23 protein-coding genes are annotated in these 26,654 nt (G+C 49.5%); 3 read left to right on the plus strand and 20 right to left on the minus strand.

The genetic code is table 11. The features are described 5' to 3' along the window. Positions 1–100: 100 nt before the first annotated feature. The 17 genes from ACQE3D_RS21160 to ACQE3D_RS21240 all read right to left on the minus strand — a co-directional run bounded on the left by ACQE3D_RS21160 (position 101) and on the right by ACQE3D_RS21240 (position 20,043). Positions 101–2,116 (minus strand): hypothetical protein, encoded by a 2,016-nt coding sequence (locus ACQE3D_RS21160; RefSeq protein ID WP_281021430.1) that lies wholly within the window; start codon positions 2,114–2,116, stop codon positions 101–103. An 86-nt stretch (positions 2,117–2,202) separates the two neighbouring features. After that, positions 2,203–2,676, minus strand: a complete 474-nt coding sequence (locus ACQE3D_RS21165) for a pilin (protein ID WP_313730571.1) — start codon at positions 2,674–2,676, stop codon at positions 2,203–2,205. A gap of 240 nt (positions 2,677–2,916) precedes the next feature. Continuing rightward, a complete protein-coding gene (locus tag ACQE3D_RS21170; protein ID WP_313730570.1) occupies positions 2,917–4,707 on the minus strand; it encodes an asparagine synthetase B family protein in 1,791 nt (596 codons plus the stop codon). 9 nt (positions 4,708–4,716) lie between these two features. Further along, positions 4,717–6,066 carry a phenylacetate--CoA ligase family protein gene (locus tag ACQE3D_RS21175; protein ID WP_313730569.1) on the minus strand — a complete coding sequence of 450 codons (1,350 nt, stop codon included), beginning with the start codon at positions 6,064–6,066 and terminating at the stop codon, positions 4,717–4,719. Further along, positions 6,063–7,271, minus strand: a complete 1,209-nt coding sequence (locus ACQE3D_RS21180; protein ID WP_313730568.1) for a glycosyltransferase — start codon at positions 7,269–7,271, stop codon at positions 6,063–6,065. The genes ACQE3D_RS21175 and ACQE3D_RS21180 overlap by 4 nt, the downstream gene beginning before the upstream one ends. Next, complete coding sequence (locus ACQE3D_RS21185) at positions 7,258–8,478, minus strand: TIGR04063 family PEP-CTERM/XrtA system glycosyltransferase (protein WP_313730567.1); 1,221 nt, start codon at positions 8,476–8,478, stop codon at positions 7,258–7,260. Before ACQE3D_RS21185 ends, ACQE3D_RS21180 begins: the two co-directional genes overlap by 14 nt. 60 nt (positions 8,479–8,538) lie before the next feature. Beyond that, complete coding sequence (locus ACQE3D_RS21190; RefSeq protein ID WP_313730566.1) at positions 8,539–9,618, minus strand: nucleotidyltransferase domain-containing protein; 1,080 nt, start codon at positions 9,616–9,618, stop codon at positions 8,539–8,541. Then, positions 9,615–10,469, minus strand: coding sequence for an HprK-related kinase A (locus ACQE3D_RS21195; protein ID WP_313730565.1), 855 nt, complete (start codon positions 10,467–10,469; stop codon positions 9,615–9,617). The genes ACQE3D_RS21190 and ACQE3D_RS21195 overlap by 4 nt, the downstream gene beginning before the upstream one ends. A gap of 53 nt (positions 10,470–10,522) precedes the next feature. Beyond that, positions 10,523–10,762: a hypothetical protein gene (locus tag ACQE3D_RS21200; protein WP_157197721.1), complete on the minus strand. Its 240-nt coding sequence runs from the start codon at positions 10,760–10,762 to the stop codon at positions 10,523–10,525. A 53-nt stretch (positions 10,763–10,815) separates the two neighbouring features. Next, the gene (locus ACQE3D_RS21205; protein ID WP_313730564.1) at positions 10,816–11,652 is read right to left on the minus strand and encodes a hypothetical protein; all 837 of its coding nucleotides are present in this window, start codon (positions 11,650–11,652) and stop codon (positions 10,816–10,818) included. Positions 11,653–11,745: 93 nt separating this feature from the next. Further along, on the minus strand, positions 11,746–13,635 hold the full coding sequence (locus tag ACQE3D_RS21210) for an XrtA/PEP-CTERM system amidotransferase (RefSeq protein WP_313730563.1): 1,890 nt from the start codon (positions 13,633–13,635) through the stop codon (positions 11,746–11,748). 21 nt (positions 13,636–13,656) lie between these two features. Further along, positions 13,657–14,790 (minus strand): TIGR03088 family PEP-CTERM/XrtA system glycosyltransferase, encoded by a 1,134-nt coding sequence (locus tag ACQE3D_RS21215; protein ID WP_313730562.1) that lies wholly within the window; start codon positions 14,788–14,790, stop codon positions 13,657–13,659. Positions 14,791–14,798: 8 nt separating this feature from the next. Beyond that, positions 14,799–15,989 carry a TIGR03087 family PEP-CTERM/XrtA system glycosyltransferase gene (locus ACQE3D_RS21220; RefSeq protein ID WP_313730561.1) on the minus strand — a complete coding sequence of 397 codons (1,191 nt, stop codon included), beginning with the start codon at positions 15,987–15,989 and terminating at the stop codon, positions 14,799–14,801. Positions 15,990–15,992: 3 nt separating this feature from the next. Next, the gene (locus tag ACQE3D_RS21225; RefSeq protein ID WP_313730560.1) at positions 15,993–17,069 is read right to left on the minus strand and encodes a FemAB family XrtA/PEP-CTERM system-associated protein; all 1,077 of its coding nucleotides are present in this window, start codon (positions 17,067–17,069) and stop codon (positions 15,993–15,995) included. Continuing rightward, complete coding sequence (locus tag ACQE3D_RS21230; protein WP_313730559.1) at positions 17,009–17,878, minus strand: XrtA system polysaccharide deacetylase; 870 nt, start codon at positions 17,876–17,878, stop codon at positions 17,009–17,011. The genes ACQE3D_RS21225 and ACQE3D_RS21230 overlap by 61 nt, the downstream gene beginning before the upstream one ends. An 8-nt stretch (positions 17,879–17,886) precedes the next feature. Then, positions 17,887–19,005: a non-hydrolyzing UDP-N-acetylglucosamine 2-epimerase gene (wecB, locus tag ACQE3D_RS21235; protein WP_313730558.1), complete on the minus strand. Its 1,119-nt coding sequence runs from the start codon at positions 19,003–19,005 to the stop codon at positions 17,887–17,889. 3 nt (positions 19,006–19,008) lie between these two features. Next, the gene (locus ACQE3D_RS21240; protein WP_313730557.1) at positions 19,009–20,043 is read right to left on the minus strand and encodes an XrtA/PEP-CTERM system-associated ATPase; all 1,035 of its coding nucleotides are present in this window, start codon (positions 20,041–20,043) and stop codon (positions 19,009–19,011) included. Positions 20,044–20,232: 189 nt separating this feature from the next. Here ACQE3D_RS21240 and ACQE3D_RS21245 point away from each other — a divergent pair, with 189 nt between their 5' ends. Genes ACQE3D_RS21245 through tnpC form a run of 3 tightly spaced genes read left to right on the plus strand, consistent with a single transcriptional unit; the run spans position 20,233 to position 22,557 of the window. Continuing rightward, positions 20,233–20,640 carry a transposase gene (locus ACQE3D_RS21245; RefSeq protein WP_231883784.1) on the plus strand — a complete coding sequence of 136 codons (408 nt, stop codon included), beginning with the start codon at positions 20,233–20,235 and terminating at the stop codon, positions 20,638–20,640. Further along, positions 20,616–20,966: an IS66 family insertion sequence element accessory protein TnpB gene (gene tnpB, locus ACQE3D_RS21250; protein WP_313727828.1), complete on the plus strand. Its 351-nt coding sequence runs from the start codon at positions 20,616–20,618 to the stop codon at positions 20,964–20,966. The genes ACQE3D_RS21245 and tnpB overlap by 25 nt, the downstream gene beginning before the upstream one ends. Positions 20,967–20,997: 31 nt before the next feature. Further along, positions 20,998–22,557 (plus strand): IS66 family transposase, encoded by a 1,560-nt coding sequence (tnpC, locus tag ACQE3D_RS21255; protein WP_313728405.1) that lies wholly within the window; start codon positions 20,998–21,000, stop codon positions 22,555–22,557. Positions 22,558–22,571: 14 nt separating this feature from the next. On the opposite strand, the gene ACQE3D_RS21260 is transcribed toward tnpC, so the two are convergent. The 3 genes from ACQE3D_RS21260 to ACQE3D_RS21270 are packed head-to-tail and all read right to left on the minus strand — an operon-like array spanning position 22,572 to position 26,634. Next, the gene (locus ACQE3D_RS21260) at positions 22,572–24,188 is read right to left on the minus strand and encodes a TIGR03016 family PEP-CTERM system-associated outer membrane protein (RefSeq protein WP_427551277.1); all 1,617 of its coding nucleotides are present in this window, start codon (positions 24,186–24,188) and stop codon (positions 22,572–22,574) included. Next, positions 24,175–25,068, minus strand: coding sequence for an XrtA-associated tyrosine autokinase (locus tag ACQE3D_RS21265; RefSeq protein ID WP_168032894.1), 894 nt, complete (start codon positions 25,066–25,068; stop codon positions 24,175–24,177). Before ACQE3D_RS21265 ends, ACQE3D_RS21260 begins: the two co-directional genes overlap by 14 nt. 24 nt (positions 25,069–25,092) lie before the next feature. After that, positions 25,093–26,634 (minus strand): XrtA system polysaccharide chain length determinant, encoded by a 1,542-nt coding sequence (locus tag ACQE3D_RS21270; protein WP_071155757.1) that lies wholly within the window; start codon positions 26,632–26,634, stop codon positions 25,093–25,095. Positions 26,635–26,654: the final 20 nt, after the last annotated feature.

Raw genomic sequence — 26,654 nt, forward strand, 5'->3', positions numbered from 1 at the left:
CGAAAGTAGGAGGCGTTCGCACGAACGCCATCCGAAAATCGACACCATGTTACACGATGGGCACGCCTTAGGAAACCGTAGCCCCAACCTTGTTCGGAATCTAACTATTAGAGTTTAAGTCCTTGACTCTACTCGCTCGGATAAAATCTCGAAGCGTCGAAAACTCTTTCCGATCAAATCCATTAACGTTAGGCCACTTTTCAACGACGTCAATTATTGCCTCTGCTTTTTCGTACTCCCTTAGCGTTATAAGCAAATAAGCTTTCTCGGTTTGAAAATATACTTTATCTGGCGCCGCCAAAATAGCTTTTTCCATAAAATCGAAAGCTTTTTGAACTTCTCCCCGCTTACAGAGAACCTTTGCTTTGATTAAACTCATCATTCCCTGATCATAAAACTCCGGCCGAGACAACGCTATATCAATCCACCCTTCAATATCGCCACTAATTTCACGACATTCGTAGTCGTCATTTATCAAACAATTCGCCACACTCCTCAGCTCTAACATCGTACGCAACGGCGAGGATTTTGCACTTATCCTTCTTATAACCTCTTGATTTAACAAGTGTCTAAGCTCTTCCATATATGCCATATTGATCTGTATAGAATCGTCATAGGATCTTGGAAGCGTCACCGGTGCCTCGTATACTTTTACACGGTTGAGATATATCAGTCGACTCAACTCAAGGTACGCCTCCACCAGTGAAGCAATTTCATAGTTATTCAACTTAGCTGCTTTCAAGTAATATTGATAACTCTCTATATTTGGACCAACCTTAAGTTCGACAGTGTTTGCATACACTGTATTTGCCCGAGGAGATGACGGGTGATTTCTAACCTCGAAATAAGCCAGGCTATCCAAATCAGCCCATATTGAAGCTCGCAAATACGTACCTGCTGACAAAGCGACAATCAAAGCTAAAAACAGCGCATTGATAAAGCTTTTACTTACGTATTTCGAAAGAAATTGATACACGCCTAACACAAAAAAAATCACCACACCTACGCTCGGCAGATAATTGCGATGCTCAAAAACCAGCTCCAATGGATATATCGTAGACTCGATGGAATGCCCTACCAAAAACCACATAATTGCAAAACCCACCAATGACTCTTTTCGACACAGCAGGGAACGGACTGGTACTGTGAGCAGTACAATTATTCCCACCAATGCTAACGCAGTAGTTGCCGGGTTAAATAAGCCAAAACTAATTGGGAAGTCATCATTAAATAATCCAAAACTACGATTATCCGGATAGAACAACAATCCGACATAGTAAAATAAAACTCTAGCCTCGGTCATCAAACGCTGACTTGGAGTAAACTCTCTAACGGCATAATCTCGAAATATAAAGTCCGGAGCGACCAACAACAGCACCAGACCGACCAGCATCGGAAGTACCAAGGTCAACGCATAATAGATACGTAATTTAGACTTATCCGATCGCGATCTATTTTGCTCACGGGGCAAAATAAAAAACTCGCAAACAGCGATCATGAAAGGCAATAACAATGCATTTTCTTTCGCCGCCACGCCGAATCCAGTCCCCGAGATGCAGCCAGCGAACATTAAAATCAAACTATATTTCGCATTTAATGCCAACCGACCTTTCAAAAACAGCCAAATCCCCATTAATACGAAACTCGTCGAAAGACTGGTCATACGTTGTACAACGTAAAGCACTGTACTGACTTGTAATGGATGTAACGCCCAGACCATGGCTACTAACCAAGCCACATAATCCGATGGACAGCTTGGTGCATACGCTCCAACTAAAAGCCTGGCGACCAAAAACACCAGTATCGCGTTTACGCCGTGAACGGCGATATTAGTCAGCTTAAAGACTTGTTTGTCGTAGGATTGTCCAGAAAAATAATAATTCAACGCAAAACTAACCCCCGCTAACGGCCTTTTAAATCTGGCCCCGGTATTCCCAACCATCGCAGAGCGGATAGAATCGACATCCAAGCTGTCAATGGCAACTCCAGAATTATCCAATATATTTGGAAAGTCATCGGCAACAAAAGGGCCATTTTTCCCGGGAAAATAAACCAGGACAACAGCCAGAAATAATATTGACAGCTTTAGATACAAATTAGAAAATACACTAACCATTAACAAATCACAGAAGATTAATGCCAAAAAGAAAAGGGGCTAAAAAGCCCCTTTTCAATAACCACCTCAAAATTACGCTTATAATCTTAGGTTTTTGGGTTGTACTTAGCGTTAACCGGGTTTGAAGTACCTGAGGCTGGTATGCTCCATTTCATGCCCGCTCCAGCAGTGCATTCGCCTCTATAATAAAGCTTATTCGACGTCGAGGTAATCGAACTCCCAATTACAGTATAGGTAATCGTAACCAGAGCAGTACTAGAGCTTGATGTCGTGAGTAAGGCCGAATTCACATACTTGCCGTTTATCGTAGTAGACGCTGCCAAACCATAGTCCAGATTAGTTTTAGTTGCCGTAGCTCCCAAATCTTGCTCACTACAAGCCACCCCCGCAGCAGTAAAAAGCGGAGAGGCCAAACTCGGACCTTCTGAAACTTTAGCTTTAACGGTGTAGTCTTGATAAGCCGGAATCGCGATAGCGGCCAAAATACCGATAATCGCGACGACGATCATCAGTTCGATCAAGGTGAAACCTTGTTGTGTTTTACGCATTTGAATGTTCATAGCGGTATCTCTCTGTCTGATTGAATAACGAACGCATTAACCAATACAAGACTTATGCCAGAACGGGCTTTTGCGATTACAACATAGCTAGTGATTTTTTTGAAAACAAGATCAACAGCTTACCTAAAACCCAGCCCTAGACCACTAAATCAAACAGCAACCCGCGGAAACCCGGCAAGCCTTGCACCATCGTTCCAAGTCGAAAACTGACGTTTTTTGTCACTCGCCTTGCCGCGTGCATCACGCCTTTTGTTTGCCGGCAAACCACAGTTCCAACATCATCAAAATCCAGATCAGTTCGCCGTAGTAGGCCGCGTGTATGCTTTGATGCATCGCAATCGCGTGATCGAGAAATTCCGGCTTGAAATAACCGCGCTTTTTCAACGCGTTGATCGCGTCGTAGGCCAAATCTTTCAAGGGTTGATGGTCTTTGAGCCAAATACCGAACGGCAGCCCGAAGCCGTGCTTGGATTTGTTGATGATCGCGTCCGGCAGAAAATCCGCCATCGCCTGCTTATAAAACCAACGTAATTTTTGACCGTGCAATTTAGCGGCGGACGGTATTTGGCAGGACAACTCAACGATACGGCTATCGAGCAACGGATAGCAGACCTCAACGCCGGCCAGTTCGCACATCCGATTGACCTTGACCAAATCGTTGTCGTGCAGCGTGGCTTTCCAGTCCATATACAGCATTCTGTTCAAGGTGCTCGCCTGATCCGGGCGCCGGTAATTGTCTCGTAGCAGTTGCAGCGGTTCGCCGGTATCGATTTGCGCCAGAAAATCGCCGACAAAAATGTCGGCAGCGGTGTGACGGTGCAAAAAGTTGTAATCCTGCAATCGATCCGGCATCGCGGCCTTGGCTTGCTCGATATAGCGTTTGGCCTTGAACGGCAATTTAGTATTCGCCAAGCCGGCCGGCAAGGCGTTCAACACCCCTTCCAAGCCGGCGCCAACCGCTCGGGGCAGCCGATGGTAATGCTCGAACAACATCTGCTTGGCGTAGCGCTCGTTGCCGGCGAAGATCTCATCGCCGCCGTCCCCGGCCAGCAAGCGCCCGACGCCGTTGTCCTTAGCCAATTTCGCGCAATAGTAGGCCGCCAAGGCCGAAGAGTTGCCGAACGGCTCATCGTAATACGCAGCAATCATCGGGACGGCATTTACCGTGTCTTCCGGCGTTACGTAATACTCGTGTTGACGCGTATTGAAATGTTTGACCGCAATGTTGGCGTATTCGATTTCGTTGTAACCTTCGACCGGAAAACCCATCGAAAAGGTCTTGGCCTTCCCGGGAAACACTTTAGCCAGCGCGCCAGCCACGCTGGAACTATCCAAGCCACCGCTTAAAAATGCGCCGGTATCGTCTCCGCTGCCGACCATGCCGCGCACGGTTTCGATCAAGCCGGCTTTCAAATCCTCGCCGACCTGCCTTAAATCGAGCGCGGATTCGTTAAACGACGGCAACCAATAACGGCGCAGTTCCAGTTTGCCGTCTTCGAAACTCAATTGCTGACCGCCTTCCAACTTCTTGACCTTGGTGTAGATGGTGTTTGGGCTAGGGCAATGGTGGTAATAGACGTAATCGTAAATAGCCTGCGCCGAAATTTCGCTTTCGACCGCCGGATGGCGAACCACGAAATCGGCACTGGAACCAAACACGATCACGGAATCGGTAACCGCGTAATAAATGTGACTCAAGCCGATAGGGTCCGTGGCAGCCAACAGCAAACGGCGGACGCTATCGATCAAAACCACGCCATCGCATGAGCTACCGCCATCGAATAAAGCGGCACCGTGCCGCCGATACCGCGCCAAGACTTCCCGCAAATGCTCCGTAGAAGCAGCCGTCTTCAAAGCAAACAACAGAATGCCATCGTCTCGGAGCAGCGCCGGCGCTTGACTGGCCAGTCCGAAATGACCGTCGTATTGAAAATCGAAGGCCGATCCGGCCCGACCGACCAACTCGGTCAGACTCGCGACAGCGCTTTCGTTCCAGGCTCCGCTGCCCACCCATCCCGCGAATTTTGTCATGTTGCTCGATTAAGGCTTGACGTGGCTGATAACGTACCGGAATTTGCCGGAACGCTCCTTGGGTATGTAATCGGTATATTCGATCGCAACGTTGACCGTATCACCCAATCGCTTTTTAAATTCCGCGACGATGCGTTGTTCGGATTCGGCTCGGTAAGCCTCGGTCTTGACGATTTGCACGCTGGTCTTATCCAGACTGTCTTGCGTGATCTTGAAAGCGTCGACACCTTCTAAATCGCGCAACACATAAATCAAGGCCAGGCCGTGCAGCACGGTGCCGTCCCGCGCCACAACGAAGTCGGTGGTGCGACCTTGTATGTCTTCGAGTAACGGCAGCCCTCGCCCGCAAGCGCAAGTTTTGTCGGACAAGATTCCCATGTCGCCGGTGCGGTAGCGGATAAACGGGAAATCGCGCGTAGCCAGATGGGTGACGACAATCTCGCCCAACTCGCCATTGGGCAGCGGCTTGCCTTGTTTATCGACAATTTCGACGATGATGTCTTCCGCCGTGATGTGCATCGCGCCTTCCGGACACTGATGAGCGATGAAACCGGCATCGCGGCCGCCATAGCCGTTGGCAACCGGACAACCGAAGACCGCTTGAATCTTGTCACGCTGATAATCGTATAAGCGCTCGGACGTGACGAACGCCACCTTGATACCCAAATCGGTCATTGCCACGCCGCGCTTTTCGGCGTGACTGGCAATATGCGCTAACGCCGACGGATAGCCGAACAGCATTTTCGGCCGGATTTGCCGTATCCTGGCCACGAAGCCGTCCAACTTTTCTTGAGACATCTCGAAAGCCGGTATTAAATGGGTCCGCAACAGCTTATCGCGAATCAGCCGAATTTTATCCTGCGCGCCCAGCTCGATCGGCGACCCCCATATCACCGCTTCGGGATCGCCGATGTCGACACCCCACCAGCGGGTGGCGCGCCATTTGGCGGCCACATCGTGACTGACGCGGCGACTGCCGATGTAAAAAATCAATGGCTCGCCGCTTGATCCGCCGGTGTTGAAGCGGGCCAAACCCTCGGCATCATCCGCCCGCATTTTATCCAAATTGGCGCGTATCGTCGGCTTGTCCAGCAAGGGCAGGCGCGCCAAATCGTTTAAACTGGCGACCTGCGCCGGCTTGAAGTCTAATGCCGCAAACAATGTCCGATAGTAAGGCACATGCTGGCCAATATCGGTTAGAAACCGTGTCAAGTCCTTGACCTGAGCCTGGCGAATTTCGTCCACGCCCAACCACTGGCTACGCTCCATCGCCTTGCGCACCCTGACGGTACTGTGTTTTTTTAACGCTTCGTGTAGAGGAAACAGCACGGAGGAGCACAGCGAAGTGTAAAGGCTCATGATCGATTTACCAGTTGGTTGAATTCCGCCACCAAGACAGCGACGCGTTGATCCCAGGCATTCTGAGCGGCATAGGCAATAATCGCATGGCGATCCCAGTCCCGCCCTAGCGCGGCATCGAGCGCCTTCAGCAAGGCATCGCGATCGCCGAACGGCACCACCTGCCCCAAACTATCGTCGCAAACCACCTCGCGATTGCCGCCAACATCGGTGGTTACAATCGGCAAACCGCAAGCCATCGCTTCCAAGAGCACGTTGGCCCAGCCTTCGTTAGCCGTCGCCAATACAAAAACGTCGGCGGCGGACAGAACCTCTTTCAAGGCTGCGGCGGGCATCGCACCCAGGAAACGCACCTGTTCAGCGAGGCCGAGTTCGGCGACTTGCTTCTCCAGACGCTGGCGAATATCACCCTCCGGACTGCCGCCACCGACAATCAAGTAGCGTAAACCGGGATGTTTTGCCAGCAGCGCCGGCAATATCTCGATGACTCGGTGAAACCCTTTGCGATCGACCAAGCCACCCACTGAAATCAGCACCGGCGCATCGACGTTGAGTTGCAAACTCTGACGAGTCGAGACTTTATCCAGCGGATAGAAGACATTCGTATCGACGCCATTCCCCACCACCAAAATTTTATCGGCTTCGGCACCGATGCTAACGACATGTCGTTTAAGCGATTCCGACACAGAGAACACTCGAACGGCCCTACGAAGCGCCGCCAACAGGCGCGCCCGCCGACTGGCGATTTTGGACAACGGTACTTCGGTGCCGCGTAACGTGATTGTAACCGGCACGTGGAAACAGCGCCCCAACCATCCTGCCGCGTAGCCGTCCGGATAGGCAAAATGCGCGTCAATCAGATTAAATCCGAAGTTGCGAGACAATCGGTATAAAGTCCGATAACTGCCCAACGCCATCATCAATCCGTCCCACCGGCGGCCTAATCCTGGCAAGGACAGAAACCTCGGGAAATAAACGTCGATACCGTCCTGACATTCGTAAGTGGCGGGCTGTGGCCGGTAATTGGGCTTGAATTTGCGGATCACCCCTTGAAACGGGAACCATGGTACCGGCGAGACCACCGCCAACGCACAGTGCGCCGCGACCCTGCGCATGCGCTCCCGGACGAATACACCGGCATTCGGGCGAACCTGACTGGGGTAGAGACTGCTGAAAACCACCAGCCTGGGATCAGTCCGTGTCATGCCCGTCCCGTATCAATCCGGCATACACCGCTTGATAACGTGCCACGCTGGTTTGCCAGTTACGGATTTGTTCGACATAGTGCCGTCCAGCTCGACGGATGTCGTCCCAATGCGATTTATCGGCCAAGGCATTCAAAACGGTCGACGCCAAGGCCGCTTGGTCGCCGGCTCGGAACAAATAGCCGGTCCGACGATCTTCGATCAATTCGTGATGACCGCCGACATCCGAAGCCACCAACAGGCGACCTTGCGCCATGGCTTCGAGCGGCTTCAGGGGCGTAACCAAATCGGTCAGTCGCATCGACAATCTCGGATAGACGAAAATATCGACCAAATTGTAATACCGTTGCACCTGATCATGGGGAACCCGTCCCGGCATCACAACCCAGCCCGCCAGCCCTAAGGCTTGAATTTTCTGTTGGATTTGTGCTTGTTGCGGACCGCCGCCAACCAACAGCAGCCGGACATCCGGCCGCTGCCGGACGATCTCGGGCAAAGCATCCAGCAACAACAATAAACCTTCGTACGCATAAAACGAACCAATGAAACCGAGTACAATTTTTCCCGTCAGGCCTAGTTGATCGAGTAGCGCGGGCTCGGCAACATCACCGAAACTGAATTTTTCGATATCGACCGCGTTGGGAATCACGGTGATTTTTTCGGCTGGAATACCCCGTCCGATAATATCGTTGCGGAGTCCTTCGCAAATCGTCGTCACAGCATCGGCATTCTTAAACACATACGTTTCCAGGGCTTTGGTAATACGGTAACGCAAGCTACCTTCCGCGGTCGTACCGTGGTCGACGGCGGCATCTTCCCAAAATGCCCGGCATTCGTAAACCAACGGCAATCGGTATTTTTTGGCCATTCTCAAAGCCGCCATCCCGTTTAATGCCGGAGAATGAGCATGCAGGATATCCGGGCGAATTTCCGGAATGATCTGGTCCAACCTCCGCGCCAGAGTCTGAACAATCGCCCATTGGTTCATAACGGGTAATTTTGCCTGTAAACCTCGCGGTTGGGACGAACGATAAAAATCCAAGCCATCCACCGTTTCGAAATCGCTACCGGGAGCCTGATGCTTGGCGGAAGTCACATGAAAAGTGTGCCAACCCAGCTTACGTTGCTGTTCGAGTATCGCTCGGGTACGAAAGGTGTAGCCGCTGTGCAATGGAATCGAGTGATCCAGAATATGTAAGATTTTCATGTCGAGAAGGTTCTTGTTTAAGACTGTCGAGTCGGCTCGCCATGAAGTGAGCACCCGGAATTAGTGCTTCTCTTTGCCGGTCAGACGCATCCAGGCCTTGATAGTCAGATGGGGCAATAGCAAATACCACGGCATTTTTAACCAATGCGCCCGCAAAAATAATACGTTACGGGCCAAACCTGTCCAGCGGTCGGTGCAACTTGGATGGACCGGCATCAGCGCGCGAATGAACAAAAAATCCATCACCGCGAGAATTGCCTTGGCGGGCGTCACTTGTTGAAGTTGCCGGGCCAATTCGTCCGACAGCGGTGTACCGAGTATTGTAGTCGAGTAACGCAATGCGTAAAGGACTGGCCTTGCCAGACCCAATTCGGATGAACGTGAAATCAATCTGACCTGCTGTTCGCCCAAACCGCGAATCAGCGCATCTAAATCGACCAAGTCCCGCAAGCCGTGCTCCAATTCACCGTCGTAAAACAAATGAACCGCGCTGTGTATCACTTGATCGACAGGAGATAATACCGCTAGTCCATCGAATTTATCCAATGCGCGCGCATCGGCTAGTAGTAATCCGGCATCGGGACAATCCTTACACGTTATCGGCAGGATGTTATGGTGTAGATCGATGACGCTGCCCCTGGACAGGTGTCTGATTGGTGGAATTTCATGCATCCAGCGCCGGTAATAACGTTCGTTGTAAACGCCGTTTTGCCCGCCCATCCAACCATGAATCATCAAACGCTTCTCGGCGGAGCCTATTTTTTCGCGGGGAACCAGTAAATCAATATCTGAAAAGACCCTACCTCTCGCGGCGAGGTGTTCAGTCACTGCATACGCCGCGCCCTTCAACAAGACAAAAGGAAACTCTAACTGTCGAGCCACTTTTTGCAACTGGCGAATTTCCCAAAATAGGTCGTTGCTTTGTTTTTCGGAAAAACATTTTGCGGAGATTAAATGCCGACGCGCGGCTTCCGGAATACCATCTAGCCCGCCACGGCTTTCCACCTGATGAACCAACTTCGCCAGTAACATCGATGCACGCGCCTGCCTGACTAATAATCCCCATTCGGGTAAGGACAACTCGGCATGAGACACCTGATCGTTGATCACCTTGACCAACAAGGGCCATTCAAAACTCATTCGGCGCTCTTAAGTTGGTCGAAAATTTGAACGGCATCGTCTAGGCAGCTGTAACGCAACTGGTAACAGCTTGCCCGGTCCAATACATTACGCAAGGCGTAAAATCCCGCGTAGCCTAACCGACTAAAATTAAACGCGTTATCCGCTACATCAATAAACGTTAACGATTTTGCCTTTGGCGCAAACTCGGTCGCGGAGCCAGCTTCATATTTTGGAAATATGACCCAAGCAATCGGACAAGACTCGCTCTGCCGACTGACGCTGGTTTCGGGTGGCTTAAGATGGCAAACAGTGCCCTTCGATGTATCCGTTGACAATGGCCCGAACACAAGGCCAGGATAGCGCTTGGCGACGATGTCAATGGATTGATTCTTCAAGCTGACGGGACGGGGAAAGGGGTGTACTCGGAATGTCACTGGATCAACCAGAGTCAATTCGTCCGATAGTAATCGCCAACCTTCTTGAATCAACGTGGCGGTCAAAGTACTTTTTCCGGATCCCGGCGGCGCCGGTAACACAGCCGCCCAGCCATTTTTCTCTATGACAGCAGCATGGATTATCAAAAAAGTATTAATTTGACTAGATACACACCAATTCATCCCCCATTCGATCAAAGCCGGGGCATGTTGTAGCGGTAAAGGATTGAAGGGCGCGTAGCCATCAAAACGAAATTCAGCGCTTTTACTTATCGAGCTGAACCAATTATGTCCAGAAGCAACCGATACGGGGAAATCGACGAACACACTACTATCAAAAACTTCAAAATCGGCATACAAAATCGAAAGACTCTGCGCCACTGAAGCCAATTTAGTCGTGATAGCAAAGCAAAACTGACCAAGTTGCAAATTCAAACCGCTATTTCGCAGTCGGCTATTAACCTCCTGGAAAGGCAAATGCTGTAATCTCAATTTACCGGCTCAATTAATTCTTTTTGCAACAAAACCTGTATCAGACTTTCTAAATACCCAGCTTTGTCGCGCGATTTATCCGATAAGTCGAAATTTCCGATGATGTCTTCAAGCATCGTTTGATCAAATGGCGTAGGCTGAAAACATCGCTGAATCAGCTCTAACGGCATCGCCTCAAACAAAAACGTAGTACCGGAGTTGCGATGATAAATCACGACCCCATCACCCCAATCCACGCAATAGACTTCTCCAACTACTCGCCAGAGCATAAAACCAGAAGACTGTTGTCTTACGCCGTGCAACCGTCAGCGATCAAGTGATGGCAAAAGTCAATAATATCCTGGGCTGAACAATCTACTGCACCAACTTTATACTTACCTCCGGTCTTTACCGCCTGAAAACAAGCTTGGACATCCGACAGCGAGCTTCCAACCACATGTTTGCCATCACAAGCGTTAACAAACAACCAAGCCATACAGTTATCCAACCCTATATCAGTCCCTTGATCCAGCTCTTTTATACAATCGTTTAACGTTTTGTTGGCATTGGTGGTAGGCCCTAACGCAGTATCACTGAAGATATAATATCCGTAGGTGGCCTCGTTACGCTTAAGAGTCGCATAGTCATTCTGGCCGTTGGATCGCAATTCACTCTTCGTTTTCGGCGCTTGAGTGCTTTTAGTCCACACCGCATTTAAGTTCCATTGCCCCTTTTGAGTGTCGTTCCGGTTTGAGGTCCAAGAGTTTGGCGCCGTTCTATCTCGTCGACACCCAGATCCCCCTTCCAAAGTTCCACCCGTGTCGTGTTTACTCGAGTGAGGCTTACATTTGCTTAAAGGCCACTGACTCGGGTTGTCGCAATAATGCTTCGGGGGACGCGGCCCCGGATTAGTCACAATATTACCGGAGTACGCAGTTCTATTCGGACCTATTGAATGAAACCCAGAAATGGTACATTCGTCAACGCCACCAGTACCCCCTCCCCATGCAGGACGATTAGCCAAAGTTAGGATGACAGGAACCGCAACGCCAGCTTTAGCAAACTTTCTTCTGGATTTATCAATGACTTGCTTGCCCTCTTGCAGTTGACCGTTCTCGATCAGGCTATCATCTTCTTCGAATCGCATATTACACCGCCACTTAGAAAAACTTGAATTGGTTCGCACTCTAGCAAATCAATTAATTAATGTCTATTGCCCGCTCGTACAAGTTAACCAGCGTCAAAACCCGGCATTTCTAAGAAACGCCTCGAACATTAACAGCGACCAAATTGCAGCGCTGTAATCTCGCAAACCTGCCTGGTGTTGGGTGACCATATGCTCCAAGTAAGTGCGATTAAACCAACCCGTTTGACCAAGCGTATTACCCAACAAGGCCTCCCGTACGCGTTCTTTCAAAGGCCCTCGGAACCAACTGCTCAAAGGCACGGCAAACCCCATTTTAGGTCGATACAGAATATCGTTCGGAAGATAAGACTCCAGTGACTTTTTAAACAAATATTTGCCTTCACGACCATTGAGCTTATAAGACGGCGGCAATGTCGCCATCCATTCCACCAGTTTGTAGTCCAACAACGGAACCCTGACTTCCAAGGCGTGAGCCATGCTTGCCCTGTCGACTTTAGTCAGGATGTCACCGGCTAAGTAAGTCTTCAGATCCAGATATTGAACCATAGACAGAGGATCGCTCGGTGCTTTTTCCCGATATCGATGAAATACCTCGATTGCGCCGTAACCTTGCAATTCCGCCCTTAGCTGCTCGCTAAATAATTGCTGACGCATGCCATTAGACAGCACCGACACGCTATGAAAATAGCCCGCCATAGAATCTCGGCCTATCGACTCCAACGTGGTTTTTGCTCTAAATACCTTCGGTGCCCAGTCGAGTTTTGGGTAGACCCGACCTAAGGTCGAAAACAAAGGCATCCGCAAACCGTCCGGCAATAAAGAACGCATTCTCTCCTCGTAGGTATGCCAGCGATAGCGCCGATAACCCGCTAAATTTTCGTCGCCGCCATCCCCGGACAACACCACGGTCACTTGTTTTTTGGCTAACTCGCAAACTCGATAAGTGGGTAATGCGGAACTGTCGGCATAGGGTTCGTCATACAAACCGGATAAGCAATCAATCAGACTGAAATCATCGGGATCGACTTGTTCGACCCGATGAGCAGTGTGATATCGACCGGCAACTTGAGCCGCGAATTGCGATTCGTTGAATTTTGGATCGCCGAACGAAATCGAGCAAGTATTAACCGGATCGTCGGACAAACCGGCCATTAAAGCCACGACCGCGCTGGAATCAACGCCGCCCGACAGGAAGGCTCCCAAAGGCACGTCAGCCATCATCCGGATTTTAACAGCCTCCCGTAAGCGTTCGATCAACTCTTCACCGACAGCATCCATGCTGGAGAAATTACCGGGGTCGAAAGTCACATCCCAATATTGACGAGGCTTAATCCGTTCGTCTCCGCGCCGAATCGCCAAACAATGCCCCGGCTCCAGCTTATAGACATCCCGATAAATTGTTTTAGGGTCTGGCACGTAACCGAAACCGAAATAGTCCTCGACCGCCGTCGGATCAATCCGAGTTGGCAGCAGCGGATGCTGCTTAAGCGCCTTCAACTCGGAACCGAATATGAAATGTCCGTTAGCCAATAGTGAGTAGTACAACGGCTTGACACCCAATCGATCACGCGCGAGGAACAAGGTTTGTTGTGGTCTGTCCCACAACGCAAACGCAAACATACCCCGTAGTCGCTCCACGCAAGCTTCTCCCCACGCTTGCCAAGCGTAGAGTATTACCTCGGTATCGCAGTGAGTTCTGAAGCTGTAGCCCAAGGCTTCCAACTCGCCGCGCAACTCGGGAAAGTTGTATACCTCGCCATTGTAGGTTAGGACGACATTTCTATCCGCGCTGTGCATCGGTTGCTGACCGCTAGACAAGTCGATGATCGACAAACGACGATGCCCAAAGCCCAAGCCGGGCTCGCTATGCAGACCGCCCTCGTCCGGTCCACGATGAAACTGGGATTCGTTCATTTTCGACAACAATTCGCGGTCAATTTCCCCGCTGCCTTGCATATCGAATATCCCCACGATGCCACACATATTATTATTCTCCGGCGCTATTTATCGCTCGTCATAAACCTGTTGGTAGCGAGACACCATATTATCGATCGAAAACTCCTGGCGGATGCGCTCCAATCCGGCCGCCCCAAAACGGCGACGCTTGTCGGAATCGGCAACCCACTCCGCTAGCACCCTTGCCATAGCCTCCGGATTTTCCTTTTCGACCAGCATCCCTGTCTCTCCGTCCAAGATCAGCTCGGGATTGCCTCCAACCCTCGTCGCCAACACTGGAAGCCCCGTTGCCATCGCTTCCAGTATAGTATTGGATATACCTTCGGCCTTGGATGGCAACACAAAAATATCCAGGCAACGCAAAATATCGGGGATGTCGTCACGATCACCAGACATCCAAGCTTGGTCTAACAATCCGGCATCCGTCAGTAGGCCCGCACTCTCTGCACGCAAAGGCCCGTCCCCTATCAACCAAAGTCGAGCCACTCCAGCAAAGCCCGGATACATTTGGCAAGCATGAATGTATGCCCTAACCAGTGTCAATTGATCCTTTACTCCATGCATACGACCCACCGTGCCTATGACGACTTTCCCGGACAAAGGCATATCGCAATGCATTGGAGCCGCCCGATCGCAATCGCGAGGATAAAACCGGTTTGTGTCAACACCGTTACAAATGCGAGTGATTTTAGCTGCCGGAATTTTGACCTTTTCCTGCAAATAATCCTGCAAATGTTTGGACAATGGAATGAATCGATGAATGATTAGCCCCAACGCTCGACGCAAGCGCTGATACTTTAGGTTATTGCCGTCAGGATCAAACACGTCCCAGCCGTGTTCCCCGTGAACCCGGTAGGGTATTCGAGCCAACCACGCGCAAACCTGATATTCGATAGCCCCTAGATTTCGGGTATGCACAACCGCAGGCTTCCAAGCCTTAAACAACTTATAAACCTTATAAAACGACGCCCAGTCCTGCCCCGGTTTCTTATGCAACTGGTGGACGACGACATCGGACCGGTCGATACGCTGGGTAAAATCTGTCGCATCGGCCAAACAAATGATGGCATGCCGATAACGTTCTTTCGGCATTTTGTTAATGATATTAACTAAGCCATTTTCCAAACCGCCGATGCCGAGGCGGTAAATGATATGCACAACCAAAGGCACCGCTTCGTCCATCGTCGACCTTAACCTCCGAGCAAAGTCAAAAGCTTATCGGCATTCGCGGACCAGCCAAACGCACGTTCGACAAACCGACGGTTGTCTTCGGCGTAAACAGTAGGTTGTTGCAGGTAAGACACAACCCTTTCGGCAAACTCATTTGGTTCATCGGCGAGGGCGACCTGCAACTCTTGACCAGCAGATATCCCTTCCATCGCCGCCGACGTTGCGACCACGGGCTTAGCCATCGCCATAGCTTCCAAAACCTTGTTCTGTATGCCTCGAGCAATACGTAACGGTGCCACGATCAAACGGGCGTGAACAATATACGGTCGCACATCGTCGACTTTGCCGGTAACGATCACCGCCGAGTCGTTTTCCGATAACTGCAGCACTTCCTTGGCAGGCTTGGAACCGACTATGTAAAACTTAGCATGCGGGCATTGTCGCTTGATCTCCGGGAACACAGTCTCGGCAAACCACTTGACCGCATCGACGTTTGCCCAATAATCCATGGCACCTGTAAATACGATGGGGGATTGTCCGCTCGGAAACGGCGAATCATCAGCCACTTTAGGATCAAAACGATCAGTATCGACACCGTTATTTACGAAATCAATCTTGTCTTTCGCGATCGGCGCCAGGGTCTTAAACAACGCGGATTCCTGTTCCGAAACAAATATCGTCTTCGCCGCCCGACTGGCAATTTGTGTCTCATAACGTAACAAAGTCCGAGCTTCGCGCCGATAGATCCAAGCGGCCGGCCAGCTTTTACTGCGAGCATATTGACTCCACTTATCGGAGTCGACATCGACGAAATCCGCGACGACCCTTAACTCGGGGTAACGCTCGACGTACTGAGCCATAGGCGACGAGAAAATCAGCGCGCGGTCTATACCCTCGGTACTTATGACCTGATCAACCCAACGAAGCAATGTAATATTTCGATAATACAGCAGACTCAACGCCTCGCCGCTGAATAGGCCGCGCGCGCTTTTAAGCTTATTGAGGCCGGGCGACAATTCCACACAACATACATCCCTGCAATAAGGCTTGAGCGCTTCAATATATTGGCGGTCTTCAGGATCATCCACAAAAGTGCCGAGGAATATCTCGTACCGTTTGGCTAGCGCTCGCAGAAAATGAAACGAGCGAATTTTGTCACCCTTGTTGGGGGGAAACGGAATCCGATGAACCAGGTATAGCAGCTTAGGCACGAATTATCCCAAATCCTTGGCCAGCCATGGTCCCACAACCTGACTGACTGGCAGCGGCAGCCTCTTCCAGGCTGCAATAAATAATCGATACTTGGGATTCAACGGATTGATGTCCGGAATCTGCTTCGCCTTCACCAAATCGATTTCGTAGTACAGCGGCTCGGGCTCAAAGCCCCAGTGCTTCTTGAAGCGATAAGAGCCAGTATCGATCTTGCTGCGCCCGTAATCAAACAAGCGACAGCCTCTATCCACCGCCCGCCGCATGACCTCCCAATACATGAAATCGTTAGCTTTTAAGTCTCGAGCAGCCTCGGTGCCGCCGCCGTAATAAGGCAAAACTTCATCCTTGAAATAAAAATTCATCACGCTAGCCACTAAACGACCTTCGTGCTCGATCGATAATATCTCGCAATCGTTACCGAAAGCCTCTTTTAGTACTTTAAAATAATGCCTCGGAAACACGGGAGTCCCCAAGTTTCTGACGCTTTCGGAATACGCTTGAAACAATCGATCCACATCATTATCTACTACACCGACCAAACCCGCTTTGATGCCCGCTCTCACCATCGCTCGCTGTTTTCTGGGAATCGCGTTCAGGTTTTTTTCGTGGTCGGAATCGAGCGTTTTGCGAAATGTTACGTACAACGCTTTATGCGGCCAATCGCGATGCGTTTGAACGCGATTTCTCATTTCAAGGCAATCAACGTTCAAAGTTCTGGCCAATTGTTTGCCTTGCGCCTGTAACGCACGGAACGCCTCGTCGTTACTGGCAACAATGCCGCCGTATACGCAAAAGGCATTCGAAACCAGCGTGTTTCCAAACAGTAAACTGTTGATGTGCGTCAGCGGTAGAATGCCGGTAATTTCGCCGTCCTGCTCGGCATAATAGTAATAAGTATCGTGACCGAAGGCAGCGGCAATAACGCGTTGCCACGCGGACAAGTGGAAAAAGGTGGAGTCGGCCGCAGCCATCACGTAAGCATCCCAACGCGGGGCTTGCGATGGTTCGAGTAATTTGATCATGGCGGTGTTGTGGATTTCACGGATTCCGATAAAAATACCTTTTGCATGGTATTCCATTCAAAGTCGCTCAACAGCCTTTCCAAGCGGCCAGCGACTTTATCAAGATTCAAATAGTGGCGAAACCGAGCTTTCGCAGGCAGATTGGCCTGCCGAGGCTGCTCCGGATCGATTTCCCAAGGATGGAAATAAAAAACTCCCGACTGCATTTCGATATCGTTGAGACGCTGATAGGCCCATTTCGACACAGCATAGGGGTACAAGCGGAAAAAGCCGCCGCCACCGCAGGGCCAATTACGGTCGAATATGCGCAATGTGGTTATCGGTATTTCCAACAAGCCTGGTGCATTGTCGGGCCGATAGGCAAATCGCGGCGCACCGGGCATTCCATACAAATCGTGCTTGACTGGATAAATACTGGAACTGTAAATAAAACCTTCAGCCTCCAATATTTCCAAGGCCCAAAGATTATTTGCGCCTATCGAATAACTCGCCGCCCGATAACCGATGACCGCTTGTCCGGCTAAGTCTTCCAGAATTTGCTTGCTAACCCGAATGTCTTCCCGAAATTGCTCCGGAGACTGCTGGGTGACTCTAATGTGTCGATAGCCGTGACAAGCCAGTTCGTGACCATCCTGCACAACGCGGCGTATTAAATTGGGATAGCGTTCCGCGACCCATCCCAATGTAAAAAAGGTAGCTTTTACTTTATACGCATCGAATAAATCCAGAATCCGTTGGGTATTGGCTTCGACCCGATGCGGCAGATCATCCCAATCGGAACTAGAAATATAGGGTTCAAACGCGGATACTTGGAAGTAATCTTCCACATCCACCGTCATGGCGTTAACGATGCGTTGAGGCTTCATATACCCACTTAGAAATAACGCTGCAACAAACGCTCGACAATCCGTGTCGCCGCGTTACCATCCCAATACTCTGGAATCCGCCCCCTTTTACCGCCGCTGTCTAATATCTCGTGGACGCAGGCCTTAATTTTTTCCGCATCGGTACCGACAATCGTATTTGTACCGTCGGTAACCGTTATCGGCCTCTCTGTATTTTCTCGCAACGTGACGCACGGAACCCCCAGGGCGGTAGTTTCCTCCTGTAGCCCCCCCGAATCTGTCAGAACCACTCGCGCTGCTCGCATCAGTCCCAGCATTTCCAAATAGCTAACTGGCGGCAATAGAGAAACACGTTCAGTTGAGAATTCGTCGAGCAAACCCTCGTGGGCAATTTTTTGCTGTGTCCTAGGGTGCACAGGGAAAATTACGGGAAGCCTCTTACTAATTTCACCGACGGTTTTGATCAAACGCACCAGTGTATCAGGATCGTCAACATTGGACGGACGGTGCAAGGTAAGCAACGCGTAGCCTTCTTCCTTTATCGCTAGAGAACTCCCATAGGTCGCTAGCGTCAGATCGGGCGTCACAGCTTGCTGACAATTCGCTAACAGCGTATCGATCATCACGTTGCCAACAAAGCACACCCGCCCTTCATCGATACCTTCTCGCTCCAAGTTATGGAGAGCGCCGCGCTCGGTCGTAAACAGCAGATCTGAAATTTGATCAGTTAAAACTCGGTTGATTTCTTCCGGCATATCCCGATCGAAACTTCTCAGCCCGGCCTCAACATGTATCAAAGGGATGCTTTTCTTAACCGCAACCAGCCCACATGCGATTGTCGAGTTGACGTCGCCGACCACCAATACCGCGAAAGGCGACACCTCATCCAACACCGGCTCGAATCGCAGCATCGTGTTAGCGGTTTGAACAGCATGACTGCCAGATCCAACCCCAAGATCTCGATCAGGCTCCGGGATCCCTAATTGTTGGAAAAACGTGTCTTTCATCGCTTGATCGTAGTGCTGCCCGGTGTGCACCAGATAGGGAACTATCGGCTGACCTACCGCTTTCAAAGCTTTAATAATTGGCGCCATCTTCATAAAGTTTGGGCGCGCGCCGACGACGCAAACAAGCACATTCGATTTCATGAACTATTCCGAACTAGAGGTGTCGTCGTAGACCGGATCCATGTCCAGTTGTAGCAAAATCGCTTTCCTAAGTAGCGCTCTTTCCTTATTGATGGTGCTGCGAAGATTAGTAACCAAATCTTCCAACCGCCCTATTCGCGTTTCCAAATCCATATCTTCACTGTTACGAGAATGGGCCGAGTGTAACGGCAAATCCTCTGGACGCGATTCATCTCCGCCTTCCAATAACATTTCTTCCTTAACCTCAACGATAACCCGGTTAACCGACTGCTCATCAATAAGACCGAGTTCTTCCAAATAACCGAAAAGCATCAATCGATCACACAAAGTGTTAATCCGACGCGGAATACCTCCGGTAAATTGGTGGATAGCCTCGAAAACACCGACGCCGAACTCTGGCTTGCCTTGCCAACCAGCGGTTTGTAATCTAAACAAAATATATTCTCTAGTTTCCTCGACATCTAAGGGATCAAGTTGAAACGTAGAAACAATGCGCTGCTTAAGTTGCTCCATATCGGCCGAATATATGGTGCGCTTCAACTCAGTTTGGCCTATCAAAAACACCTGAAAAACAGGGTGACCATTCACATCTAAATTTGTCAACATCCTAAGCTCTTCAAGGGACTGCTTAGGCAAATTCTGCGCCTCATCAACGATCAACAAAAGACGTCGACCTTCACGCGCCTTTTCGACGATAAAACGTTCAAAACCAGTCAATAAACTAGCTTTATCACTTAACGTAAATTTAAATCCAAACGTGGATGCGGCCATCCGCAAGGTATCTTCAGGCCCAACCTGAGAGGTCATCATTACCCCAATGAGCAATTTGTCCTTGTTCAGATTCTTAATTAAACTTTTAACCAGCATTGTCTTGCCAGTACCAGGCGATCCAATCACTAGAACAAAACCCTCTCCCTGAGTTAGCCCGTAGTGCATGTATGCCAAAGCCCGCTTATGAACTGTACTTTGAAAAAAGAAGTCCGGATCCGCGCTTAATTGAAAAGGCTTTTGGTTAAGGTTATAAAATCCGTCGTACATATCGAGTAGGCAAATTAAAATCGCACAGCAAAATTGGCGGTTGCCCTATTTTCGGTATAATCGAATCCGAAAGAGCTATCTGAATTCTGTTCTATGTGCCTAAACTCCGTAAGCGGTCCTTTAACAGCATCTGTATAAACAGCTCGAAAGGAACGAAGATAGTGTCCACTTATAATCAGGTGGACACCTATGAAGGAGCATAACACGCGATTATCGCGGCCATTAATCGTGGGGCACGGGCGAGACGGCCGTTGCCTTTATGATCCGGAAGCCAAGCGGGAGCTAGTGAAAGTTTGCTTGCATTCGGGCACATCGGTTGCCAAGATCGCTCTGCAATACGGTATCAATGCCAATCTGCTGCGCAAGTGGATGGGGCATTACCGAGAAACAGGACATCCGAATCCGAACAGTCCATTAACGTTGCCGGCTTTTGTGCCCGTTCAGTCGCTGAGCGCAGAGAAACCGGCTGAGTCAGCGCTCAGTGCGGAGTTGCCCAACGGCGTTAAACTCGCGTTACAGCCTGTCGCACTGAGCGACCTGCCGGTGATTTTGAAGGCGTTGGCCGAGCTGCCATGTTTCGTTTCGACGCAGGATTGAAGGTCTACCTGCACCGCGAGCCGGTCGACGGCCGCAAGGCCATCAATGGTTTAGCGCTGCTGGTTGAGCAGGCATTAGGCTTGAATCCGTTCGAGCCGGCCATCTACGTGTTCAGCAACCGCCGGCGGGATCGGATCAAACTGCTGTTGTGGGACCGCACCGGTTTTTGGTTGATGCTCAAGCGGCTGGAAGCCGACCGTTTTCACTGGCCGAAAGAGGCAGCAGTTGTGATGTTGACGGTCGAGCAACTCCACTGGTTGTTAGCCGGTATTGACTTGGCCGCGATGCGGCCGCATCCGGCACGAACCTATACCCAAGTGGGCTGAAACGCGGATGTAAAGCCGGTAAAATAACGGCATGACGCCCACCATCACGCTGTCCACCGAAGACTACCAAGCCTTGCTGGCCGAGCAGCAACGGCTGGCGAGTCAACTGCGGTTGGTGACGGTCGAGCGGGATTTATTGAAAGAACGTGTGGATGCCTTTCTGCATAGGCTGTATGCCGCAAAATCCGAGGCGCGGGCCAATCCGGCCCAGCGCGACCTGTTCCTGAACGAAGCCGAAGTGTTGGCGCCGAACGGTGCTCCAATCGCCGAGGAAGCCACGCCCGAAGCGGTCGAGGTGGCCGGTCACCGCCGTAAGAAACGCGGTCGCAAACCGCTCGATCCGCATCTGCCGCGTGAGATCGTGCGCCATGAATTAGCGGAAGCCGAACGCATCTGTGCGCATGACGGTACTCGTCTGGTGGAAATCGGCGCTGAAATCAGCGAGCAGCTCGACATCGTGCCGCAACAGGTGCGAGTCATTCAACATCACCGCGTCAAATATGCCTGCCCGTGCTGCGATGAAAGCATTCGCGTGACGCCGGCACCGGTTCGCATCATCCCCAAAGGCTTACTCACCGAAACGGCATTAGCCTGGGTCGTCACCGCCAAATACCAGGATAGCCTGCCGCTGTATCGGCAAGCCGCGCTGTTGAGCCGTTTCGGCGGCGATCTGTCGCGCAACACGCTGGCGGCTAGCATGGTGCGGGTTGGCGACGCAGTGCAACCCATCATCAACTTGCTGCGCGACCATCTGCTCGATGCCGATCTGATCCTGGGCGACGAAACCGTGGTTCAAGTGCTCAAAGAATCCGGCCGAGCCGCGCAAAGCAAAAGCTATCTGTGGGCACAAATGACCGGCTCCGGACCGCCGATTCGGCTGTTCAGCTACACGCCGGGGCGCGGCGGAACGCATGCGCAGCCGTTGTATGAAGGCATCAAACCCGGCGCGGTACTGATGAGCGACGGCTATGAGGTGTATAACGCCATTGCAGCCAGCCGGGGTGCGATTCACCTCGGCTGTTGGGCGCATGCGCGGCGTTATTTTGTCGAGGCCGAAGCCGCCATTCCTAAAGCCGCGCGCGGCCCGGAGCAACTGGCGACGCAGTTTATCGCGGCGATGGGTGAACTGTACGCGATTGAAACTCAGACGGAAGACCTGAGCGTCGAACAGCGTGGGCAGCGGCGCCAGGAGCAAAGCCGACCGGTTTTGGTCAAAATCGAAGCCCTGCTGCTACAACATCTGCATGCGGTAATCCCCGGTAGTTTGCTGGGCAAGGCTTTGCATTACTTGTCATCGCAGTGGTCCAAACTGATCCGCTTCGTCGACAACGGCGCTTGGCCCATCGACAACAACCTCTGCGAAAACGCCATACGCCCCTTCGTGGTGGGCCGCCGCAATTGGTTGTTTTGCGATACGGTGGCCGGCGCCCGTGCCAGCGCTAATCTTTACTCGTTGATCGAAACCTGCAAGGCCAATAGCGTCGACCCTTACACCTATCTGGTCGATCTGTTCCGAAAGCTTCCCACCGCAAAAACTGTCGAAGAGTTCGAAGCGCTGTTGCCTTGGAATCTCGACGCCCTAACGGACTAATCGTACGCCAACGGTTAAGTCATTGTCCGTTTCAGTTCTAGTGCGTCCTTCAAAGATCGCTTACTAAACTCCAACTTTGTGTTCATCAATAATGGCCGCCCCAAATTTATGGGAACGGAGCGAGTTAAACCCAATGCTACATCGTAACGTGTATTACTTGCTGCGGAACCAACCGAATGTTGCCAGGAGGGCTGAAGATAAAAACTTAATCGAGGCACAAAACTCCATTGCCACCCCCCGGAGATTCCATAAGCCGAATCTTCTCCCACTCTCAGCTCATAGCTTCTTCTTTCATTAAAAGCAGTGGCATTGAAGCGGCTTTTACCGGTCTGATACGCCAAATTTACGCTAGCACGCTTTCTAACAATTACGTCATCAACCAAATCAAAAGGATTTAATACTAATTGAGAGTTATTATAATTAGGACCTTTTATTACGTTACCCGACCCATCCAACGCTAAAAAACCCTGACTAATAAGGTCTTGAAGATCCGCCACATCCGTCAAATTGCCAGAAGCATCTCGCAAGAAGAAGCCTTGCTCTACTAGAAGCTGTTGAAGAGTGGTCGTATCTTGAGAATAACTAAAACCCAAGCTAAATCTCTGCACTCGATAGTTTAAATTAGCATCCCACGAGCTTCCTGTATTTAGCCCGATATCCTTATTACGGTAAGTAATTGCCGAACCAAAATTAGAAGACGGATTAAAAGTCATAGTGACATGCTTATTGTTACCGACTCCGACTTCCAATGAATACCATAAACTCGGACTCCACCGCCCGCCAATGGTATAAAAAAAACCATTGTTAATACTGTTCGCCGCTAGAGTTCGGTAGCTATTATCCGAAAAGCCTGCCTGACCAAACACATTAAACTTCCGGTTAAAATAATACCGAGCATTACCACTATACTCCTCAAATCGAACATCTTGTCCAGAATTTCTATTTTGCTCGCGCGAAGAATAGTTCATTCCCCAAGTAACCGAGCTGAACTCGCTACCACTGGTCAATCTCGCTTCTTTAAAAAAACTATCGGAATCTGATATCAGATTTTGAACGAGCGGAGAAACCAATGCCGAGTCACCATTATCGAATGAAGAACGACTGTAACCGACTTTAAATAAACCGTTGGCAAATCGCCCGAACCGTGGTGTCCAATATGGGGAAATATTGAAATTTTTTGCCTCGGTTCGACTACCGTTACCTGAGATATTATCAGTCGCAACAAAAGCATTACTAATATTTTGCTGACTGATAGAACTGCTGGTTTCAACAAACAATCTGTTTCTAATAATCTGATAACGAGAACTCATCTGTAACTGATGATTAAAGTCTACGCTATCCGAACCTTGAGCATTATACAAACCCTGCAACCGGTAGTTCAGATTAAAACTGCTGAGCGCGGAAGACCCAAATAGCGATATTCCAGGACTAATATCGGTAACAAAACCACTTTTCTTTGCATTTTCAGACAAATTCAAATTATCTGAAAATATTTCGCTGACCGACATGCTAGGTGTAGCACGCCACTCCAAAGCGACCACATAGCGCGAGTGAAATATACTGATACAAACCAAAAACGCAATGTACCGAAGCCTTAACCTATTAAAACAATGGGCTTTACTGCTGTCCATACTTACCGTAACTGTAATTATGGCCGTATATATCTATCTCACGCCTAGTCTTATTCAGAAGAGTCATTACAACATCACAATTACTCAGCTTTGAAACCGCTTCGTTAACGACACTTTGTGGGGTAATTTCGGCAGCAATCACCAAAACAACCTGTCCCACCAGCTCAGCCAAAATCTGAGCTTGCGTAGCCACTAGCAAGGGCGGGGAATCGAAAATCACAATCCTGTCTTTATATCTACGACTGATTTCCTCCGCAAAAAGATACATCCTTTGACTTGACAGTAGCTCCGTAGAGTATTTATGGCGTTTGCCAGCAGTAATCAAGCTAAGATTTGGCAGATCTGTTTTTAACAGAATATCAGAAAATGTTATTCTATCGTCCTCCAAGTATTCAATCAGCCCCAATGGGCTTTGAACACCCAATTCCTTGGCAATACTGGGCTTTTCCACATCAGCATCAATCAACAGAACCTTTTTATCTCGTTCATTCGCCAAACTAAGAGCCAGATTAATTGATATAAAAGTCTTTCCCTCACTCGGTAAACTACTACATATGAGAATCAAATTTGGACGACTAATGCCGTTACCATCTCCTCCTTGTACATTATTTACCAAAGGACGTTTAATAACACGAAACTCCTCGGCCAATTGTGACTTAGCATCATTATTATCAATATAACCTTTCTCCGCCAATCCCTTCCAATCAAGATTAACCTGCCGCTCGGAAAATTGACCACTGACTGACTCGGCCAATGCTAATTCTTCGGAGTTTATTACAATAGCAGGGCTGGAAGCACTCCCTTTTGGCAAAACTTGATCATCATCTAAAACCAAGCCCTGCTTTCCGGCTTTCTTGAGCGCATTTTCGATAATGCTCATAAAGTTACCTATAAATTATTCGCACTATTTTAATAGCTCGAATATCATTATTCCAAGATAGCTTGAAATAAAAATCAAAAACGTAGCAATCAACACCCAGTCGACGTTATTGGACTGATTTATACCTTGAGAAGTTAAGGAAACACTCCCCAAAGAAGGCAACCCCGTCACCAAACGAACCTGTCTGGCTGACATAAATACCGGCCGAATAAAATATATCAAAAAGGCCACTCCGAAGCCCACCACCACAGACACTACTAAAACCAAAGAGTAAAACAATTTCCTATTAGGGAAGCTAGGCTTGTCAGGCTTGCTAGGAGGATCGGCGATTTTAAATTTGAGCCTAGAAGTCTGATCATCAACACGCTCTGTAATATGAGCTTGCTCACGCCGCTCTAATAACTCGGAGTACTTATGACTGATAGTCTCATAATCACGATTCAAATTTTTCATTTCAGTTTCAATTGTAAGACGCTCATTTAGACCCTCTTGCAACTTATTAATTCTAGACTGAATCGAGTCTACAAGCGACTGGTTGGAAGCAACCTCGGCAGCTGCGTTATCCAAACCCATTTTTAAAGCTTGAACATAGGGGTTTGCCATCTTATCAGCCCCTAAAGCAACTCCTCCCACCGCCGGTTCCTCAACTGGAGCTTTTGCTGCCTTTGCCTCTTCCTCCTGTTTCTTAAGTTGTTCAACTAGCTTATCGATTTCAAGTATCTCTGGATGCCTTTCAGTGTATTTCAGGAGCAGTTCTGTTCGTTTATCTTTTAAGGATTCGATTCTCGCATTATCAGCGGAAACCTCTTGACTAGCCGTAGGCATACCCCAATCCTCATCCGAGTCTTGAACATCAACCACCTGTTCCGCTAGTACGCTTTTTCGTGAAAGCGCCTGTTGTAAAGCCGTATTCGCTTCTTGCAATTGCTCCTTCAACTTTTGCAGCATTTGGAATTGATCGGACTCATTTAGCAAATCTAAATTTACTCTCTTGAATTCCTCCTTAGCCTTTTCAGCGTCTTGCAACCGTATTTCGTAATCACGAATTTGTTGTTCAATAAACCGCTGAGCATCACTTGCATCAGCCATCGCCTTACCTTCAGTTTGCTCTGAAAAGACGGTCAAAACAGCCTGAACGACACTTTTAGCAACCTCGGGATCCTGAGAAGTGTATGCGATATCGAAGATATCCCCTCGCCCACCAGTTATCGTTATATCTTTTTTAAGATTTTCAATGAGCTCGGTAGCAGCTGCAGATTCGTTTTCAGAGCGCGACAATTGAGACAACTCTATGATTTTCTCTAAATTTGGCCGAGTAAACATAAGTTGCTGAATAATGCGAATTAACGCCGAGATGTCCGGCTCTACCACCATCCCTCGCATTAAAGGGCGAATTACCGTAGCCGAATCGATATGGACTTTCGCCTTTGACTCGAATTTATCCGGCATAAAAAAAACGTATGCCCAAGCGACTAAAGAAACAAACAAAGCAAGTATGATTGCCAGACGCTTATACTTCAATGTCCCTTTCAAATAAAAATATACTTCTGAAAGTTCTTGTTGCATATCAAACAGCCATGACTAAG

Source organism: Methylomonas sp. MS20, assembly GCF_050275925.1.
Classification (GTDB): Bacteria; Pseudomonadota; Gammaproteobacteria; order Methylococcales; family Methylomonadaceae; genus Methylomonas; species Methylomonas koyamae_A.

Excerpts from the sequence above, each read along its gene's own strand:
- wecB (WP_313730558.1), bottom strand. The coding sequence starts at position 19,005 with ATGAAATCGAATGTGCTTGTTTGCGTCGTCGGCGCGCGCCCAAACTTT.
- ACQE3D_RS21260 (WP_427551277.1), bottom strand. The coding sequence starts at position 24,188 with ATGGACAGCAGTAAAGCCCATTGTTTTAATAGGTTAAGGCTTCGGTAC.
- ACQE3D_RS21270 (WP_071155757.1), bottom strand. The coding sequence starts at position 26,634 with ATGCAACAAGAACTTTCAGAAGTATATTTTTATTTGAAAGGGACATTG.
- tnpC (WP_313728405.1), top strand. The coding sequence starts at position 20,998 with ATGACGCCCACCATCACGCTGTCCACCGAAGACTACCAAGCCTTGCTG.
- ACQE3D_RS21265 (WP_168032894.1), bottom strand. The coding sequence starts at position 25,068 with ATGAGCATTATCGAAAATGCGCTCAAGAAAGCCGGAAAGCAGGGCTTG.
- ACQE3D_RS21225 (WP_313730560.1), bottom strand. The coding sequence starts at position 17,069 with ATGGAATACCATGCAAAAGGTATTTTTATCGGAATCCGTGAAATCCAC.
- ACQE3D_RS21175 (WP_313730569.1), bottom strand. The coding sequence starts at position 6,066 with ATGAGCCTTTACACTTCGCTGTGCTCCTCCGTGCTGTTTCCTCTACAC.
- ACQE3D_RS21185 (WP_313730567.1), bottom strand. The coding sequence starts at position 8,478 with ATGAAAATCTTACATATTCTGGATCACTCGATTCCATTGCACAGCGGC.
- ACQE3D_RS21190 (WP_313730566.1), bottom strand. The coding sequence starts at position 9,618 with ATGAGTTTTGAATGGCCCTTGTTGGTCAAGGTGATCAACGATCAGGTG.
- ACQE3D_RS21170 (WP_313730570.1), bottom strand. The coding sequence starts at position 4,707 with ATGACAAAATTCGCGGGATGGGTGGGCAGCGGAGCCTGGAACGAAAGC.
- ACQE3D_RS21160 (WP_281021430.1), bottom strand. The coding sequence starts at position 2,116 with ATGGTTAGTGTATTTTCTAATTTGTATCTAAAGCTGTCAATATTATTT.
- ACQE3D_RS21215 (WP_313730562.1), bottom strand. The coding sequence starts at position 14,790 with ATGGACGAAGCGGTGCCTTTGGTTGTGCATATCATTTACCGCCTCGGC.
- ACQE3D_RS21205 (WP_313730564.1), bottom strand. The coding sequence starts at position 11,652 with ATGCGATTCGAAGAAGATGATAGCCTGATCGAGAACGGTCAACTGCAA.
- ACQE3D_RS21165 (WP_313730571.1), bottom strand. The coding sequence starts at position 2,676 with ATGAACATTCAAATGCGTAAAACACAACAAGGTTTCACCTTGATCGAA.
- ACQE3D_RS21240 (WP_313730557.1), bottom strand. The coding sequence starts at position 20,043 with ATGTACGACGGATTTTATAACCTTAACCAAAAGCCTTTTCAATTAAGC.
- ACQE3D_RS21210 (WP_313730563.1), bottom strand. The coding sequence starts at position 13,635 with ATGTGTGGCATCGTGGGGATATTCGATATGCAAGGCAGCGGGGAAATT.
- ACQE3D_RS21180 (WP_313730568.1), bottom strand. The coding sequence starts at position 7,271 with ATGACACGGACTGATCCCAGGCTGGTGGTTTTCAGCAGTCTCTACCCC.
- ACQE3D_RS21230 (WP_313730559.1), bottom strand. The coding sequence starts at position 17,878 with ATGAAGCCTCAACGCATCGTTAACGCCATGACGGTGGATGTGGAAGAT.
- tnpB (WP_313727828.1), top strand. The coding sequence starts at position 20,616 with ATGTTTCGTTTCGACGCAGGATTGAAGGTCTACCTGCACCGCGAGCCG.
- ACQE3D_RS21245 (WP_231883784.1), top strand. The coding sequence starts at position 20,233 with ATGAAGGAGCATAACACGCGATTATCGCGGCCATTAATCGTGGGGCAC.